The 17,240-nt window shown below is 66.1% G+C and carries 17 protein-coding genes; 10 read left to right on the top strand and 7 right to left on the bottom strand.

Annotation, left to right across the window (positions count from 1 at the left end; all coding sequences use genetic code 11):
* Positions 1 to 76: 76 nt before the first annotated feature.
* Both ACTU6U_RS14855 and ACTU6U_RS14860 read left to right on the top strand, forming a co-directional pair.
* Positions 77 to 532: a MarR family winged helix-turn-helix transcriptional regulator gene (locus tag ACTU6U_RS14855; RefSeq protein ID WP_443469927.1), complete on the top strand. Its 456-nt coding sequence runs from the start codon at positions 77 to 79 to the stop codon at positions 530 to 532.
* 115 nt (positions 533 to 647) lie between these two features.
* Positions 648 to 1,295 (top strand): nucleotidyltransferase domain-containing protein, encoded by a 648-nt coding sequence (locus tag ACTU6U_RS14860; RefSeq protein WP_443469891.1) that lies wholly within the window; start codon positions 648 to 650, stop codon positions 1,293 to 1,295.
* Between the two features lie 55 nt (positions 1,296 to 1,350).
* Here the strand turns inward: ACTU6U_RS14860 and ACTU6U_RS14865 are convergent, their stop codons facing one another.
* The 6 genes from ACTU6U_RS14865 to ACTU6U_RS14890 are packed head-to-tail and all read right to left on the bottom strand — an operon-like array spanning position 1,351 to position 8,576.
* The gene (locus tag ACTU6U_RS14865; RefSeq protein WP_443469892.1) at positions 1,351 to 2,922 is read right to left on the bottom strand and encodes an FAD-dependent oxidoreductase; all 1,572 of its coding nucleotides are present in this window, start codon (positions 2,920 to 2,922) and stop codon (positions 1,351 to 1,353) included.
* Entirely contained in the window at positions 2,919 to 4,277 is a 1,359-nt protein-coding gene (locus ACTU6U_RS14870; RefSeq protein ID WP_443469893.1) for an FAD-dependent oxidoreductase, read from the bottom strand. Before ACTU6U_RS14870 ends, ACTU6U_RS14865 begins: the two co-directional genes overlap by 4 nt.
* The gene (locus tag ACTU6U_RS14875; protein ID WP_443469894.1) at positions 4,274 to 5,659 is read right to left on the bottom strand and encodes an FAD-dependent oxidoreductase; all 1,386 of its coding nucleotides are present in this window, start codon (positions 5,657 to 5,659) and stop codon (positions 4,274 to 4,276) included. Before ACTU6U_RS14875 ends, ACTU6U_RS14870 begins: the two co-directional genes overlap by 4 nt.
* Positions 5,656 to 7,005 carry an MFS transporter gene (locus ACTU6U_RS14880; RefSeq protein ID WP_443469895.1) on the bottom strand — a complete coding sequence of 450 codons (1,350 nt, stop codon included), beginning with the start codon at positions 7,003 to 7,005 and terminating at the stop codon, positions 5,656 to 5,658. Before ACTU6U_RS14880 ends, ACTU6U_RS14875 begins: the two co-directional genes overlap by 4 nt.
* Positions 7,006 to 7,050: 45 nt before the next feature.
* Positions 7,051 to 7,842 carry an SDR family NAD(P)-dependent oxidoreductase gene (locus ACTU6U_RS14885; RefSeq protein ID WP_443469896.1) on the bottom strand — a complete coding sequence of 264 codons (792 nt, stop codon included), beginning with the start codon at positions 7,840 to 7,842 and terminating at the stop codon, positions 7,051 to 7,053.
* Between the two features lie 8 nt (positions 7,843 to 7,850).
* Complete coding sequence (locus tag ACTU6U_RS14890; protein ID WP_443469897.1) at positions 7,851 to 8,576, bottom strand: SDR family NAD(P)-dependent oxidoreductase; 726 nt, start codon at positions 8,574 to 8,576, stop codon at positions 7,851 to 7,853.
* A 113-nt stretch (positions 8,577 to 8,689) separates the two neighbouring features.
* Here ACTU6U_RS14890 and ACTU6U_RS14895 point away from each other — a divergent pair, with 113 nt between their 5' ends.
* Positions 8,690 to 9,442 (top strand): IclR family transcriptional regulator, encoded by a 753-nt coding sequence (locus ACTU6U_RS14895; RefSeq protein ID WP_443469928.1) that lies wholly within the window; start codon positions 8,690 to 8,692, stop codon positions 9,440 to 9,442.
* Between the two features lie 10 nt (positions 9,443 to 9,452).
* Here ACTU6U_RS14895 and ACTU6U_RS14900 read toward each other — a convergent pair whose 3' ends face one another.
* Positions 9,453 to 10,367: a LysR family transcriptional regulator gene (locus ACTU6U_RS14900; RefSeq protein ID WP_417509372.1), complete on the bottom strand. Its 915-nt coding sequence runs from the start codon at positions 10,365 to 10,367 to the stop codon at positions 9,453 to 9,455.
* Between the two features lie 113 nt (positions 10,368 to 10,480).
* On the opposite strand from ACTU6U_RS14900, the gene ACTU6U_RS14905 reads away from it, so the two are divergent.
* The 7 genes from ACTU6U_RS14905 to ACTU6U_RS14935 all read left to right on the top strand — a co-directional run bounded on the left by ACTU6U_RS14905 (position 10,481) and on the right by ACTU6U_RS14935 (position 17,182).
* A complete protein-coding gene (locus ACTU6U_RS14905; protein WP_443469898.1) occupies positions 10,481 to 11,518 on the top strand; it encodes an amidohydrolase family protein in 1,038 nt (345 codons plus the stop codon).
* A gap of 11 nt (positions 11,519 to 11,529) precedes the next feature.
* Entirely contained in the window at positions 11,530 to 12,222 is a 693-nt protein-coding gene (ligK, locus tag ACTU6U_RS14910) for a 4-carboxy-4-hydroxy-2-oxoadipate aldolase/oxaloacetate decarboxylase (RefSeq protein ID WP_443469899.1), read from the top strand.
* Position 12,223: 1 nt separating this feature from the next.
* Positions 12,224 to 13,153, top strand: a complete 930-nt coding sequence (locus ACTU6U_RS14915) for an amidohydrolase family protein (protein ID WP_443469900.1) — start codon at positions 12,224 to 12,226, stop codon at positions 13,151 to 13,153.
* 11 nt (positions 13,154 to 13,164) lie between these two features.
* Positions 13,165 to 14,475: a protocatechuate 4,5-dioxygenase subunit alpha/beta gene (locus ACTU6U_RS14920; RefSeq protein WP_443469901.1), complete on the top strand. Its 1,311-nt coding sequence runs from the start codon at positions 13,165 to 13,167 to the stop codon at positions 14,473 to 14,475.
* Positions 14,476 to 14,499: 24 nt separating this feature from the next.
* Complete coding sequence (locus ACTU6U_RS14925) at positions 14,500 to 15,453, top strand: Gfo/Idh/MocA family oxidoreductase (protein ID WP_443469902.1); 954 nt, start codon at positions 14,500 to 14,502, stop codon at positions 15,451 to 15,453.
* 80 nt (positions 15,454 to 15,533) lie between these two features.
* Positions 15,534 to 16,493, top strand: coding sequence for an aldo/keto reductase (locus ACTU6U_RS14930; protein ID WP_443469929.1), 960 nt, complete (start codon positions 15,534 to 15,536; stop codon positions 16,491 to 16,493).
* A complete protein-coding gene (locus ACTU6U_RS14935; RefSeq protein WP_443469903.1) occupies positions 16,490 to 17,182 on the top strand; it encodes a substrate-binding domain-containing protein in 693 nt (230 codons plus the stop codon). The genes ACTU6U_RS14930 and ACTU6U_RS14935 overlap by 4 nt, the downstream gene beginning before the upstream one ends.
* The last annotated feature ends 58 nt before the right edge of the window (positions 17,183 to 17,240 follow it).

Consider the following 17,240-nt stretch of genomic DNA (forward strand, 5'->3'; position numbering starts at 1 on the left):
GCCTGTCGATCCCTGAGCCTGTCGATCCCTGAGCCTGTCGAAGGGGCCGTGACCTGAGAGGATGGACTGCGTGACCATGCCTGATCTCCCCGAGCCCCAGCGGCACGTCGGAAACCTCATCCGTCGAGCGCAGCAACTGCACTTGGCGACCTGGGCACGAGTGGCATCACCAGACATCACGAGCGCGCAGTACAGCATCCTCGCGGTTCTCGACCGGCTGGGGGAGGCGAGCCAGCGCGAGCTGTGCGATGAGGTCGACCTCGACCGCTCGACGATCGCGGACTTGGTGCGTCGCATGGAGAAGGCAGAGCTCATCACCCGGCGGCGCGCCGAGGGCGACGCGAGGCGCAACGTCGTCACCCTCACCGCGCACGGTGCGGCCGAGCGCGCGAGACTGGCGCCACTGGTCGTCGAGGTGCAGCGCGAACTCACCGGACACCTCGACGCCGCGGAGTCGACCGCGCTTTTCCAGGGGTTGTGGGCGATGCTTGAGGGGGCCGGACGCGATCGTTCGTCCGACTCGCGCGCATAACTCCTGAGCCTTTTCGCAGATCCGTGCGTTCTCGGTGCCTATGTGGCCGAAACGGGCAATCTATCAGGAGTTGTGCCGCGCGGCTGCAGCGGAAGACCGAGGGTAATCTCAGATCATGACCTCACGAGCTGACCTCCGATGGAAGCCGCTCGAGCCGCAGGCGATCGCGGAGCTGTTCTCGGCGGCATCCGTGCGCTGGTGGCTCTCGGGCGGAGTCGCGCTCGATCGTTGGCTCGGGCGTCCGATCCGCGAGCGGGAGAACATCGACGTGAGTGTGGTGGCGGGCGACCTCGCAGAGCTGATCGCGGCACTGCCCGAGGGGTTCAGCGCATGGGCGCCCTCGGGCGAGGAAGACGAGATCGTGCCCTTCGCGGACGCTCCGGAGGATGCCGACCTGCAGCCGGTACTCGTGCGCGACGACGCCCAGAACTCCTGGGTGCTGCAGGTCAACGCTGAAGACGGCGCACCGCGCGCGTGGGTCTACAAGCGAGACCCACGGTTGACGCTTCCGTGGGACCGAGCGGTGCTCGAGGTCGAGGGCATCCCGACCGGAGCCCCAGAGGTGCAGCTGGTCTGGAAGGCGCTTCGCCCGCGTCCGGAGGACACCATCGACAAGGATGCTGCGCTGCCTGAGCTCGACGAGCAGGCAGTCTCGTTCTATGAGACGGCGCTGCTGCGCATCCACCCGCACTCGACGTGGGCAATCCACGTGCGCAGTCCGTTCGCGCCGGCCAAGGCCAGCTGGAACAAGAAGAAGTCCTAGGGTCACCCACAACGCGGGGTCACACCGCTCTATCTGCAGCGTGACCCCGCGTTGGTCACTGGATGACGTTCAACTCCGCAACCGGCGTCTCGAGAACGGATCCCTTCGCCCCGACCGAGGTGAGATCGGTGCGAGGGGAAGCCTGAGCGGCGTGGCGACCGGCGATCCGGCCCGAGACCATGGCCCAGCCGATGTGCAGACCGTGGTTGAGCAGCTGAAGCCCGCCCTGTCCGGTGGAGCCTGCGGCGTACAGTCCGGCGATCGGCGCGCCCTCTGGCGTCGTCACCCGCAGTGTGGTGTCGACGGCGAGGCCGCCGTCGGCGAGCGTGATGTACGACTGCATCGGGCCGAGCGCATAATACGGACCGTCGCCGATCCCCGCGCCGAAGGTGGCGCGTCCGAAGTCGGGGTCCTCGCCCGCCGCCGCGTAATCGCGCACCTGCTGAATCGTCGAGAGCAGTGCGGCCGGGTCGATCCCCGCCTTCGCCGCGAGCTCTTCGATCGTGTCGGCCTTGTGGAACATGTCAGGACGGTAGCGTGCGTAGTCTCCGACGTAGGCGTAGGCGACACCGGGGAACGTCGAAACCGGGTTCGGCCACGCTGAGAACCGCTTTGCGAGCGCTTCGTCGAACACCATGTATCCCCGGTTGCTATCTGCCGCGACTCCGCGAGCAAGCAGCTTGTCGGAGTCTTCATTCGCGACGCGCTGCCCCTGCTCGTTGACGAGGATGGCGCCGGCAGCGTACATGGTGTTGTTCGGCCCGACCCAGCTCGTGAGCGCTCCGCGCAGGAGCACTGCGAGGAGGCGCTTGGGCAGTCGCTCGGCGACCAGGCGCACCAGACGCGAGACCGACGGATGCGAGGGCAGCAGCTTGATCGGATCAGGGAAGCGCCCTGGCGGGAAGCGCAGCCCCTCATAGAGGCGGTCCATCTGCAGCATCACGCCGCCGACGTCGCTGCCGAGCCGAAAGCCGTCACCGGTGTTGGTCTTGTTCACGGCGGGGACGCGCGCGGCATCCTCTCCAACGTAGGCGGCCTTGAGATCGGTCGCTCCGGAGTAGTCGCCGGTCGCGAGCACGACAGCACGACGGCCGAAGTACTCCACGCCGTTCGCGCTCGCGCCGATGACCTCGCCTGCGGCGTTGCGCAGCAGTCGGTCTACGCGGACGTTCGTGACGACCTGCACACCACGCTTGCGCGCCTCGCGCAGCAGTGCCGTCACGTACGCGCCCGCGTTAGGCAGCACGTTGTGCATGCGGGGCTTCTCGTATGGAGGCTCGGGAGTCGGGCCGAGAAACTGCACGCCGATACTGGAGAGCCATTCGAGTGTTGCCCCGGCGTTCTCGGCCAGCACGCGCCTCAGTGCGACGTTCTCGCGCGCCTCGTCTTTGCCGTTGGCGACCTTCATGTCTTCGATGAACAGATCGATCGAATCGTTGACGCCGGCGCGGTATTGGTACGCGGTGTTCGCCGCGGTGAAGCTGCCCACCGACATTCCGGTGCTGCCACCGGGCCGGGCGCATTTCTCGAGGACGATGCTCTTCGCACCGCTGGTCGCGGCGGAGATCGCGGCCGTGAGACCTGATCCGCCGCCGCCGATGACCAATACGTCTGTCGTCACACTCATGCGTGCGTCCTTTCCAAGAGGGCTGCGGTCGCGGCGGCATCGCCAGCCCACCGCCCGGTGATGTAGGCGGGGGCCAATCCGCCGGCGTATCCGACGTTCGACAGTCCGCCGATGTCTGCCCCTGCCGCGTAGAGCCCGGGGATGGGCGCACCGTCCGGATCGAGCGCCTCGCCGCGCGTCGAGATCGGCACACCCCCGAAGGTGAAAGTGATCGACGGCTGCACCATGAGCGCGTGGAATGGTCCGGTCTGCGGAGCTCGGGCGCTCGCGGCCACGGGTACGCCGGATACCCAGCCAGCACCGGTATCAGCCGCGTAGCGATACGCATCAAGAGTGGAAGTGAGGGTCGTGGCATCCACACCCCAGGAGGCGATCTGCGCGATAAGACCATCGAGCGTGTCGGCGCTCGCCCACAGTCCACCGGCCGCCTTCGCCGTCTCGAACCTGTCGGTGGCGCCGAGGCCGGGGAACGGTTCCTGCCGCGCTTCGGTGAGGTGCACGTGCTCGTCGAAGATCAGTACTCCGCGACTTTCCGGCTGCCCGACCACGACCTGATTGATGATCTCGTCACCGAGCGTCTCGTCGACGAAGCGCTCGCCGCGGAGATTCACGAACAGGGTGGACCCTGAGTAGTACTGCGAGTACGGCAGGTAGTGCTCTGGTTCGAAAGCTGTCAGCGGCCAGGGAACGAGGTGGCCGTAGTAGGAGGCCATGGAGCGACTGCCACCGGACCCCGCCGTGCGGGCCATCCGTATCCCGTCGCCGACGTTGCCGACGTGTGAGCGCATCAGCAAGTTGTCGGCCTGCGGGCCGATGTAGCGGGTCAGCATCTCCGGGTCACGACCGAACCCGCCGGTCGCGAGTATGACACTCGCCGCGCGGTACTCGACCGGGCCGCCGGCGGTTGACGCGACGACACCCGTCACGCGGCCGCCGTCGATGAGGAGTTCGCGCACCGGAGCGTCGGCCACGATCACGCCGCCGGCAGCGGTGACGGCATCCCGGCACGCTGCGAGAATCGCGTGGATGTCGGTGGAGTATCCGATCCCGAAGGTCATGATGTCGTTCGTCGGCTCGGCGGCCACTCGTGCACCTGTTGCGCGTACCTCCGCGATCGCATCCGGGAAGTCCGTCACCACGCGCTCGCCGAGAATCGCATCACCTTGGGGGATGCGGCGACGGTAGGCGTCCATGTCCGGCGCAGTCCACAGCATCCCCGCCGACAGCGCTGTCGATCCACCGAACGTCGCTGACTTCTCCAGCACGGCGACTCGCGCGCCTGCGCGTGCGGCCGCTGCTGCGGCGGACGACCCGCCGATGCCCGAGCCGACCACGATGACGTCGAAGGAGTTCATGAGGCCGCCCCCGCGCCAAATCTCTCCGCCGCCTGACGGGCGACGTGCAGTCCGAAGATCGCGCCCTTCCCGAGCGAAGTGCCGGTCATGTAGGCCGCACCGTGGAATCCGCCGACGACTTCACCGATCGCGTAAAGCCCCGGGATGATCTCGCCCTCGACATCGACGACCTCGGCATCCGGGGTGACCTTCACCCCGCAGTACGTCGTCGTCATGAGTGACTTCGCCGGGTAGGCGTAGAACGGCGCCTTCGTGATCGTGCGCAGCTCGCCGATTCCGTTGCAGAGGCTCTCCCGGCCGAGTTCGTCGGCTGTGCCATCGGTCACCGCGCGGTTGTAGCGCTCGACCGTCTGAACCAGCTGATCGCCATCGATGCCGACGATCTGCGCGAGCTCTTCGAGAGTGTCGGCGTGGTGCAGGTGACCGAGCGACTCGATCGCTTCCATATCTTTCAGCGGGATGCCGGGGTGCGACTTCGCGCGGACATCGGCGTCAAAGATCTGCACTCCGAGACCGTCTTCCTCGTCGAGGACCGCGCGGCCCAGAGTCTTGTACGACTGCGACTCGTCGGTGAAGCGCTCGCCCGCCCGGTTCACGATGATCGCGCCCATGTAATAGGCGGTGAGCAGTTCGTGGACGTCGCCCGTCTCGGGGTGCGAGCCGTACGTTCCGCTCACGAAGGACATGTCGGCCATGTCTGCGCCGAGCTTCCACGCCATCCGCAGCCCATCTCCGGTGTTGCCTCTGCCGCCGAAGGGGATCGCTGCGAGTTGCTCGGGTGCGAAGATCTTCATCAGCTCGTTGCCGCGGGTGAACCCACCGGTCGCGATGACCACGCCCTGGCGGGCGATCACGTCGATCTCACCCTCAGATGACGCAAGGGTCGCACCCGTGACGCGTCCGGATGCGTCGGTGATCAGACGAACTGCGCGATGTTCGCGCAGCGTCGTGCCCTCGGCCGCCTCGAACTGATCGTGCAGTCCTCCCATCACCTCGGCGATCGCCGTGTTGTGGCTGCGCTTGGCCGACTGGCCTGAGCTGATCTCGATCTCGCGGAACTGCACGCCGTGCTCCTTGAGCCAGCGGTACGCCGCGTGCTGACGATCCAGATACGTGTGCAGCAGGGCGGGATCGTTGCGGAACTCACCGACCTCCTGCATGTCCTTGAGGAACAGCTCGGTGGAGTCCTGCTCACCGGCTTCGCGCTGCTCGTCCGTGCCGCTGAAGGCGAACCATCCGCCGCTCATCACGGTCGATCCGCCGAGGTCGGCGGTCTTTTCCGCGAGGATGACCTCGAGTCCCGCCTCTGTCGCCGCAGTGGCGGCGGTCTGCCCGGCGATGCCGCTGCCGAGGACGAGGAGGTCGACGGTGCGGGTCGTCATCGCTTCGCTCCCGCCTTCGGCTGGATGACGCCCAGCTTGTCGAGCGGCGTCTTGTAGGTCTCGCGGCCCGAAGCGATCGCGATCGCCGAGATCACACACGCGATGCTCGTGAACACGGCGGCCGGCCACCAGGCGTCGTTGTTCGCGGTGGAGATGGCCTGGATGATGACGGGCGAGAATCCGGTCAGCACGAGTCCCAGCTGCAGACCGACGGCCATACCGGTCACGCGGTAGCGCACGTTGAACAGCTCGCTGAAGTACGCCGGGTACACGGAGTTCGTCGCCGCGAAGCCGATTGAGACGCACAGCAGCACGCCGACGAAGATCATCGGGATGTTCGCCTCGCCGACTGCCCAGAAGAACAGCCAGACAGCCGCGGCGCCGAAGAGGTTGCCGCCGATCAGTACGGGCTTGCGACCGATCTTGTCGCTGAGGCTGGCGAACAGGGGCTGCGTGACGAGCGCGACGACATAGCCGACGATCACGACCCACAGCATGGTGCCGGCTTCGATCCCGGCGATGTTGGTCGCGTACGTCAGTCCGTAGACCGGAACGGTGGTGCTGATCACGACGAGGAAAGCGGCGAAGATGACGCGCACGACATCGAGCGGCTGGTGACGGAGAACTTCTCCCAGGGGCACCTTGGCGGTGGTTCCCAGCTCCTTCTCGACGGTGAATGCTTCGGTATCGCGCACGGTGCGGCGGATGACGAGGCCCACGACGAGGATGAGCGCACTCAGCCAGAACGGCACGCGCCAGCCCCAGGAGAGGAGCTGATCTTCGGGGAGAGCCGCGACGCCGATGAAGGCCAGCGTGGCGAGAATGTAGCCCACCCAGATGCCATTGATCGCCCATGAGGTGTAGAGCGCTCGGCGGTCCGCCGGAGCGTGCTCGAGGGTCAACGAGGATGCGCCGGAGAGCTCACCGCCCACGGACAGGCCCTGGCATAGGCGCAGGATGATGAGCAGCGTGGGGGCGAGGATGCCGACGCTGTCGTACGAGGGCAGGCAGCCGATCAGGAACGTCGCGATACCCATGACGAGCAGCGTCAGGATCATGATGTTCCGTCGTCCGAAGCGGTCGCCCAGGTGGCCCGCGAGGAAACCGCCGACCGGGCGCGCGATGTACGCCACGCCGTACAGGCCGAGGGCGTAGAGGAGGCCGGTGGCGCCGGCATCCGGGAAGAAGATCCGCGCGAAGACGAGCGCCGACGCGGATGCGTAGATGTACATGTCGTAGTACTCGAGGGCGGAGCCGATGAAGCCCGCGAGCGAGGAGCGCTTGCTCTGATTGCCCGGCGCGCGCATGCTCGCCGTCTCGGAGAGAATTCCGGTCTTCGTTGACATCGTGAACGTCCTGTTCTGTGTATGGGAGGAGAGGAGGCGGGGCGCTCAGCAGGTGAGCATGCCGCCGTTGACGTCGAGGCTGGCGCCCGTGATGTAGGAGGCCTTGTCGCTGATGAGGAACTCGATCGCATCGGCGATCTCGCTCGGTTGGGCGAAGCGTGCCATCGGAACCTGTCCGATCATCTGCTGCGCCTCGTCCGACGGAACGCCGCCGGTCATCTGGGTCTGCACGAATCCTGGGGCGACGCCGTTGACGCGGATGCGGAAGCTCGAGAGCTCACGCGACAGTGAGGCGGTCACGTTCTGCAGAGCGCCCTTCGAGGCGGCGTACGCGATGGACGAAGGAAGGAAGGGCGGGAATGTGTCGCTCGGGAGACCGCCGGTGCCGAGGCGCGACACGATCGAGAGGATATTGACGATGGATGCCGATCCGTCTGTTGGCATATGGCGGAAGGCTTCTTGCACCAACAGCAGCGGCGCCTTCACGTTGACGGCCATCACGAGATCCCATTCGTCGGGGGAGATGTCGTAGAACGGGCGCTTGCGACCTTCGTCCTTGGGGGAGATTCCGACCCCGTTGACGAGAACGCTCAGCGTCCCGAGTTCGCGGGCGGCCTCGACGGCGGCGCGGTTCGTTTCGGAGCTGGTGAGATCCCCGGCGACGACTTGGTGGCCGCCGTTCGGTGTGGGGAGGGATGCTCCGACGGCTTCGGCCGAATCGGCGGAGGCGTCGGCGATGACGACCCGGTAGCCGACCGAGGCGAGTCGCTCGGAGACGATGCGGCCAATGCCTCCGCCTCCGCCCGTGACGATCGCGCTGCGCGTGGTGGTGTTCATAAATGCTCCTAGTAGGTGGCCCGGCCGCCGGAGGCGTCGAAGACGAAGCCCGTGGTGAACGAGGAATCGGGAGAGGCGATGTAGGCGACGAGTCCGGCGATCTCTTCGGCCGTGCCGAACCTGCCCATCGGAATGAGCGACTTCTGCACCTCGCGACGCTCTGCAGTCATCCCCTGGATAAGGGGGGTGTCGATGGATGCCGGGGCGATGGCATTGACGGTCACCCCGCTTGCCGCATACTCGCGGCCGATCGCCTTGACCATGCCGATGACTCCCGCCTTCGATGCGGAGTAGGCGGCCATCTGCGGGTTGCCCTCCTTGCCGGCGATCGAGGCGATGTGGATGATCCGGCCAAAGCCCTGGGGTACGAGGTGCGCGAGTGCGGCCCGCGTGACGGCGAACGCGCCGCCGAGGTTCAGGCCGACGATCCGTGAGAAGGTCTCCTGGTCGGTCTCGAGGGTGGGGGTGACCGGGCCGAGGATGCCGGCACAGTTCACGACGATGTCGAGGTGTGCGAGGTGTGCAGCTGCATCGGTGATGGCACGCGCGACGCCTTCGGTGTCAGTGACGTCTATCGAGCCGGTGGTCGCACCGAGGCCAGCGGGCCACTGCGCGGCGGCGAGGTCAAGGGCGACGACCTCGATGCCGTCTGCGACGAGTCGGCGCACGATGGCCGCGCCCATTCCGCTCGATGCGCCGACGACGATAGCGCCGCGGGATGTGCTCGGTGTCATCGACATTGATTCCTCAAACCTCGTCGTTCGTTGGGGCGCGGAGTTTTTCCGGTTGTAGCGATGGTAAGGCACAGATTGCGCAGTAGGCAATAACGAGTAAGGTAAATTGCGTGATGCGCAAAGATGCTCCGCGAGTCGAGTCCGTCCACCGGGCGCTTGTCCTGCTGAAACTCCTGATTGAAGAAGGAAATCTGGGGGTGACCGAAGCGGCAGCGGCGCTCGATGTCAATGCCTCGACTGCGCAGCGTCTGCTCGCGACGCTCGTGCAGGACGGCTTTGCCGCGCAGGGGCGCGATCGTCGGTACTCGGTCGGGCCCGCTCTGCATAACCCCGGCCTTTCGACACGGATTCCGCAGCTGACCGATCGACTGCGTCCGGCGCTGGAAGACCTCTTCGAGCGCACGGGAGAGACGGTGCATGTCGCCGCGCTCGTCGGCACGCGCATTCTGCACTTGGACGGTATCGAGGCGCGCACGCACATTCTGCGCTTCGGCCTGCGCGTAGGCGTGTGGCTCCCAGCGCACGTCACGTCGGGCGGAAAGGTTCTGCTGGCGGATCTGACCGACGAAGAGGTCGACGCGCGTTACAAGATGGCGCTCACGGGCCCTCGGGGTCAGCACATCGGCGTGGATCTGGAATCACTGCGCGAGCAGCTCGATGATGTGCGCCGATCGCGGATCGCATGGAACTTCGAAGAGAGCGAGCCGGGCGTCGCCGCGCTATCGATCTCGGTCGGGGAATTCGGAGGTCAGCGCGTGGCCTTCAGTATTGCGCTGCCGATCGCCCGATTCACCCGCGAACTCGGCGAGAAGTGGACGCAGGATCTCATCGAGGTGGCGGACGCCGTCGCCGGGCGGCGTTCCTGAGAAGAGTCCGTCACGCGGGCCTGCGCCGGTACTCGCCGGCGGCAACGGCGTCGAGCACCACGCTGCGGAACCACTTCTGTGCCGGTGACAGGCTCGCCTCGCGCCGGGTGTACAGCGAGACGGGCGTCGACTGCGCGGGCCACGGAAGATCGGTGATCCGCAGTCCCTGGAACCATCCGCTGAACACCTCGGCGACGTGCCGCGGCAGCAGCACGACAAGATCGGTGGCCTGCAGCACAGCGGGCACGGTGGCATACTCCTCGACGGTGAGCGATACCTGCGGCATCAGTCCGTGCTCGGTCAGCGCCTGAAGCGGGAACACGTGGCCGCCGCGTGTCGAGACACGCACGAAGTGGCGGCCGACGAACATGTCCGGCCCGGGGTCGGGCAGCGGATGCGCAACCGACGTCAGTGCCACGTACTCCACGGCACGCACATGCGTGCGCCAGAGCCTGGGGCTGCCGATCATCGACACCGTCATCGCCAGATCGATCGCCCCGCGGATCAGTCCGTCTTCGACCTGGTCGGCATCCAGACGCTCCACCTGCAGATGCGGGCCGGATGCTTCGCGGGCGAGCGCCTCCATGATCGGAGGCAGGAAGGTCTGCTCGCCGATCGAGGTGAGACCGAGCGCCAGTTCACCGCTGAAGCCGGCCGGTTCGAAAGCATCCGGATCACTCACTGCCTGATCGATCTGCGCCAGTGCCTCGTGCAGCGGCGCGAAGAGCGCCGTCGCTTTCGCGGTCGGAACCATGTCGTGTCCCTCGCGACGGAATAGCTCATCGCCGAACTTCTCGCGCAGGCGCCGCAGCGTGTAGCTGACCGTCGGCTGCGTCACGTGCAGGCGCTCGGCGGCGGCCGTGACGCTGCGCAACTCGTAGAGCACGACGAAGGTGCGCAACTGGTTGAGATCTGCCATGGCCATGTATAGAGCGTATCTATGGTTCGGGCTCAAAACATCTATTGGACTGTATAGAAACGGCGACCTAGAGTCGTGATCAACAGCACCCGAGTGACAAGTGACAAGGACGACACGCGTTGATCATCGACATCCACGGCCACTACACGACAGCTCCGGCACAGGTCGGCGCCTGGCGCGACCAGCAGATCGCCTTCACCAAGGGCGAGGGCGACGCTCCTGACCCCGCCGCGCTCACGGTCAGCGACGACGACATCCGCGAGAGCATCGAGAAGAACCAGCTCCGTCTGATGAACGAACGTGGCAGCGACCTCACCGTCTTCAGCCCTCGCGCGTCGTTCATGGCGCACCACATCGGCGATCTCGAGGTCAGCGAGACGTGGGCACGCATGTGCAACGATCTCGTCGCACGCGTCAGCTCGCTGTTCCCCGACCGGTTCATGATGGGCGCCATGCTCCCGCAGTCGCCCGGCGAAGACCCGAAGACCACCGTCGCCGAGATCACGCGCGCCGTCGAGGAGCTCGGGGCGGTCACCGTCAACATCAACCCCGACCCGTCGGCAGGCCGCTGGACGTCCCCTGCGATCACTGACCGCTCCTGGTACCCGATCTACGAGAAGCTCGTCGAGTACGAGCTGCCGGCCATGATCCATGTGAGCTCCACGTGTATGCCGCAGGTAATGCACACCACCGGCGACCACTACCTGGGCGCCGACACCACCGCCTTCATGCAGCTGATCCGCGGCGGCGACACCCTCTTCAAGGACTTCCCCGATCTGAAGCTGATCATCCCCCACGGTGGCGGCGCGATCCCTTACCACTGGGGCCGCTTCCGGGGGCTCGCGATGGCACTGGGTAAGCCAGAGCTCGAGGAGTACCTGCTCGACAACGTCTACGTCGACACCTGTGTCTACCACCAGCCCGGCATCGACCTGCTGACCGACGTCATCCCCACAAAGAACATCCTGTTCGCGAGCGAGATGATCGGCGCCGTCCGCGACATCGACCCGCGCACCGGTCACTACTTCGACGACACCAAGAAGTACGTCGACGCGACCACGAACCTCAGCGACTCGCAGCGTCAGGCGGTCTTCGAGGGCAACGCTCGCGACGTCTACCCCCGCCTCGACCGTGCCCTCAAGGCCCGCGGACTCTGAAAGGCCACACCATGCGACTGAACAACCTCGGAATCGTCCACACCAGCATCCAGCGCCCCGACCCCGACGACGTCGCGCGTCTGTCGAAGTTCGGCGTTGCGACCATCCACGAGGCCATGGGCCGTGTCGGCCTCATGCGCCCCTACATCCGTCCCGTCTACAAGGGAGCAGCGATGTGCGGCCCCGCCGTCACGGTGCTGCTTCAGCCCGGTGACAACTGGATGTTCCACGTCGCCGCCGAGCAGGTGCAGGAGGGTGACGTGATCGTCGCCGGCTGCACCACCGAGAGCGAAGACGGCTTCTTCGGAGACCTGCTGGCCACCTCCCTCACCGCTCGCGGCTGCAAGGGTCTCGTGATCGACGGCGGCGTCCGCGATGTCGAGGACCTCGAGAAGATGGGCTTCCCGGTCTTCTCCCGCGCCATCAACTCCAAGGGCACGGTCAAGGCCACTCTCGGTTCGGTGAACGTGCCGGTCGTCGCAGCGAACGCGCTCGTGAACCCAGGCGATGTCGTCGTCGCTGACGTCGACGGCGTCGTGGTGGTTCCACGCGAGCTCGCAGGTGTAGTGGCTGATGCCAGCCAGAAGCGCGAGGACAACGAGGCATCCAAGCGGCAGCAGTTCCGCGACGGCGTGCTCGGCCTCGACCTCTACGGCATGCGCGAGCCGCTGGCAGCCGCCGGCCTCGAGTACCTGGAGAACTGAGATGGCGCACGGCGACACCACGGGCGACTTCACCAAGACCGAGGGGTGGCTGGACTGGTACGACGGCCCCACGAAGCCGACATTCCAGCTGCCTGCGGGCGCTGTCGACGCGCACTGCCACGTCTTCGGCCCCGGTGCGGAGTTCCCGTACGCGCCGGAGCGCAAGTACACGCCGTGCGACGCTTCGGCAGACCAGCTCTTCGCCCTGCGCGACCAGCTCGGCTTCGACCGCAACGTCATCGTGCAGGCCACCTGCCACGGTGCCGACAACTCGGCACTCGTCGATGCGCTCACCCGCAGTGAAGGCCGCGCACGCGGTGTTGCCACGGTGCGCCGCGATGTGACCGATGAGCAGCTCGCACAGCTGCACGAGGCGGGCGTGCGCGGCGTGCGCTTCAACTTCGTCAAGCGCCTCGTCGACCGCATCCCGACCGACTCGCTCGACGAGATCGTCGCGAAGATCGCCCCGCTCGGATGGCACGTGGTCATCTACTTCGAGGCCGAGGATCTTCCCGAGCTGTACGACTTCTTCTCTCGCATCCCCACCGATGTCGTTGTCGACCACATGGGCCGACCTGACGTCACGAAGGACGTCGACGGCGAGGAATTCGCACTCTTCCTGCGCTTCATGCGTGAGAACCCCAACGTGTGGACCAAAGTCTCGTGCCCAGAGCGGCTCAGCGTCACAGGTCCCCGCGCACTCGATGGCGAGCAGCACGCGTACACCGACGTCGTGCCGTTCGCCCGCCGCGTGGTCGAGGAGTTCCCCGACCGCGTGCTGTGGGGCACCGACTGGCCCCACCCCAACCTCAAGAACCACATGCCCGACGACGGGCTGCTGGTCGACTACATTCCGCAGATCGCGCCGACCGTCGAACTGCAGCAGAAGCTGCTGGTCGACAACCCCGGCCGCCTGTACTGGAAAGACTGAAGGAGAACGACATGGCACTCGACAAGCCGTACAAGGACATTCCGGGCACCACGATCTACGACGCCGAGCAGGCGCGTAAGGGTTTTCACCTGAACCAGTTCGCGATGTCGCTGATGAAGCCCGAGAACCGGGTGCGCTTCCTCGCTGACCAGCCCGCCTACCTCGATGAGTGGCCGCTCAATGCGCGGCAGCGCCAGGCCGTGCTCGACATGGACATGAACACCATGATCGCTGAGGGCGGGAACATCTACTTCCTGGCCAAGATCGGCGCCACGCATGGGCTGAGCTTCCAGCAGATGGCTGGCTCTATGACGGGTATGAGTGAGGCTGCGTATCGCGACATGATGGTCGGTGGTGGGCGGCGTCCGGAGGGCAATCGTCTCAAGGATCTGGATGGTTGGACTCCTCCCGCGCCGGGTGAGAAGGCTGACACGTTCCGTCCGAACGCGCCGGCGAAGTACACCTCTGCGGTGTTCACCTCGCATGTGCCGGCGATTGGTGCGGCGATGGATCTCGGTAAGACGGAGGAGCCGTATTGGAAGAAGGTCTTCGATGGTTACCAGTGGACGCGCAGTTGGCAGCAGGAGTCCAAGCCTGACGTCGTGATTCTGATCTATAACGACCATGCGACCGCGTTTGATGCGTCGATCATCCCGACGTTCGTGCTGGGCACGGGAGCGGCGTATGCCGTCGCTGATGAGGGCTATGGTCCGCGTCCGGTTCCTGGCATCGAGGGTTACCCGGAGCTTGCCGCCCACCTTGCGCAGTCGATCATCCAGGATGATTTCGATCTCACTCTCGTCAATGAGATGGTCGTCGATCATGGTTTGACGGTGCCGTTGTCGCTGGTGTTCGGTGAGCACGGCACGGAAGATGAGTGGCCGGTGAAGGTCATCCCCCTCGCTGTCAATGTGGTGCAGTACCCGGTGCCGTCCGGGCGCCGCTGCTATGAGCTCGGCAAGGCACTGCGCCGTGCGCTGGACAAGTGGGACGGCCCCGAGCTGAACGTGCAGATCTGGGGCACCGGGGGCATGAGTCACCAGTTGCAGGGTCCGCGTGCAGGCCTCATCAACGAGGAGTGGGACAACGCGTTCCTTGATCACCTGATTGCTGATCCGAAGGGGCTGACCGAGTGGTCGCACATGGAGTATGTCGATGAGGCGGGCTCTGAGGGCATTGAGCTGGTCGACTGGTTGATCGCTCGTGGTGCGATGGATGACCAGTTCGGTGGGGAGTCGCCGTCGACGGATCACCGGTTCTATCACGTGCCGGCATCCAACACCGCCGTCGGACACCTCGTCCTCAGCAACCCCACCGCCTGATCTCGCTCGCGAAAAGGAGACCGCATGACTGACAAGATCCGCATCGCCGTCGTGGGCGCCAATGGCGCCTTCGGCATGAAGCACCTCGACGGCCTGGCACTCATCGAAGATGCCGAAGTGACCGTCGTCGCCGCCACCTCGCAGGAGAAGGCGGATGCTGTCGCCGAAAAGTATGGCGTCGCGAACGCCGTCGTCGGGCTCGAGGCGGTGCTTGAGCGCGACGATGTGGATGCTGTCATCCTCGCGACTCCGACCGGTCTGCACTCGGGCCAGACGCAGGCCGTGCTCGCCGCCGGCAAGCACGTGCAGGTGGAGATTCCGCTGGCGGATTCGCTGGAGGATGCCGAAGCGGCACTGGCTGCGGCCGAAGCATCCGACCGCGTGGCGATGGTGGGGCACACCCGCCGGTTCAACCCTTCGCACCAGCTCGTGCACAACCAGATCTCCGCCGGCGAATTCAGCGTGCAGCAGATGGACGTGCAGACGTACTTCTTCCGCCGCACGAACACGAACGCCAAGGGCGAAGCGCGTTCCTGGACTGACCACCTGCTGTGGCACCACGCCGCGCACACGGTCGATCTGTTCGCCTACCAGGCGGGCAAGATCGTCGAGGCGCACGCCGTTCAGGGGCCGATCAACCCGGAACTGGGCATCGCCATGGACATGGGCATCCTGCTCAAGAGCGAGACCGGTGCGATCTGCACGCTGTCGTTGTCGTTCAACAACGACGGGCCGTTCGGCACGTTCTTCCGCTACATCGGCGACACCGAGACCTACATCGCTCGCTATGACGATCTGTTCAACGGCAAGGACGAGCAGATCGATGTCTCCGACGTCGCGGTCAGCATGAATGGCATCGAGCTGCAGGACCGCGAGTTCATCGCCGCGATTCGCGAGGGCCGCGAGCCCAACTCCTCGCTGCGTCAGGTGATCGACTGCTACCGCGTGCTCGGTCAGCTGGAAGAACAGCTGGCGTGAGCATTCCTTCCCCTAACCCGCAAAACCACGCCGAGACTGCGGCGAGCCGCCGCAGTCTCGGCGTGGTTTTGCAGTCTCGCATGGGCCTCGGCTGCATGAATCTCAGCCATGCCTACGGCATCCCGCCCTCTCCTGAAGAGGGCCTCGCGGTGCTGCGCACGGCGCTCGATGACGGGGTGAGCCACCTCGACACGGCCACGCTCTACGGCGCCGGTCGCAACGAGGAGCTCGTCGGTCAGGCGCTGCGCGGGCGACGCGACGAGGTCGTGCTCGCGAGCAAGGGCGGGATGGCGATGGTCGACGGCACGAAGGTCATCGACGGGCGGCCCGACACCCTGCGGGCGCAGGTGGATGCTTCGCTCTCACGCCTCGGAGTCGACCACATCGACCTGTACTACCTGCACCGCTGGGACAAGAAGGTGCCCATCGAAGAGAGCGTCGGTGCGCTCGCGTCTGCGGTGGAGCAGGGGAAGATCGGCGCGATCGGGCTCTCGGAGGTGTCGGTGGCGACGCTGCGCAAGGCGCAGCAGGCAGCCCCGATCGCCGCGGTGCAGAACGAGTACTCGCTCTGGAGCCGCAACCCCGAACTCGGGATGCTCTCGGCCACCGCGGCCGACGGGATTGCACTGGTCGCGTTCTCGCCGGTGGCACGCGGATTCCTCAGCGACTCGGTCGGAGACCCTGCCGAGCTCGCGGAGAAGGACATCCGGCGGGCGATGCCGCGGTTCTCGGCGCAGAACTGGCCTGCGAATGAAGCGCTGCTGCCGGCCTGGCGTGCGCTCGCCGCAGAGGCAGAGTGCACTCCGGCGCAGCTCGCTCTCGCCTGGTTGCTTTCACGTGGCGATCACGTCGTGCCGATCCCTGGCACAACCAGCGTTTCGCATCTGCGTGAGGACTTCGGGGCGCTTTCGCTTTCGGTGGACGCTGCGCTGCTCACGCGTGCCGGTGAGCTGATCACCACGGCTACGGTCGCAGGCCCACGCTATGCGCCAGGCCCTGCCTCTGAGGTGGATGCCGAGACCTTCGAGGCAGACGCATGAAGGCCATTTCCTCGATGGCGACGCGGCACGTGCTCGCCGATCTTCTCGACGCAGCCGCATCTGCGGGGCTGCCCGCCGTCGAGGTCGAGTCGGTCGGGGGAGTGGATGCCGCTGCCCGCGTTGCCGACGGTGAAGCGTTCGATCTGGTATTCCTCGCTTCGGGGGCGCTGACCAAGCTCGCATCCAGCGCACACGTCCCGGGCCCTGTCGTGCCTCTCATGCTGTCGCAGACCGCGGTGGCTGTGCCCTCCGGCTCGTCCGAGCCGGCCACGCGGCCGGAGGGCCCCGCCTTCGCAGACGCTTCGGAGCTTCGCGACGCACTGCGCTCCGCGAACCGGATCGGCTATTCGACCGGACCCAGCGGCACTGCACTCGTGAAGATGATCGACGGGTGGGGGCTGACCGATGAGGTAGGCGACCGGCTCGCGCAGGCGCAGCCCGGCGTTCCGGTCGCTCGCTCTCTTGCGAAGGGTGTCGTCGACCTGGGATTCCAGCAGCTCAGCGAGCTCGTCGGTCAGCCGGGCGTGCGCATCCTCGGTGTCATGCCTTCTGACTGCGCGATCGACACCGTGTTCGCCGGGGCCGTGGCGACAGCATCCGACTCGCCCGAGAAGGCTGCTGAGGTGCTGGCGTTCCTGGCGTCAGACGCGGCCCGGCCGATCAAAGAGCAGCACAGCTTCCGCGCATAACTCCTGAAGAATTGCCGCTTTGCCCGGCTCAGGTGACCTGTTTTCGCGGTTTCTGAGA

This window comes from Microbacterium zouquanmingi (genome assembly GCF_052266695.1).
Classification (GTDB): Bacteria; Actinomycetota; Actinomycetes; order Actinomycetales; family Microbacteriaceae; genus Microbacterium.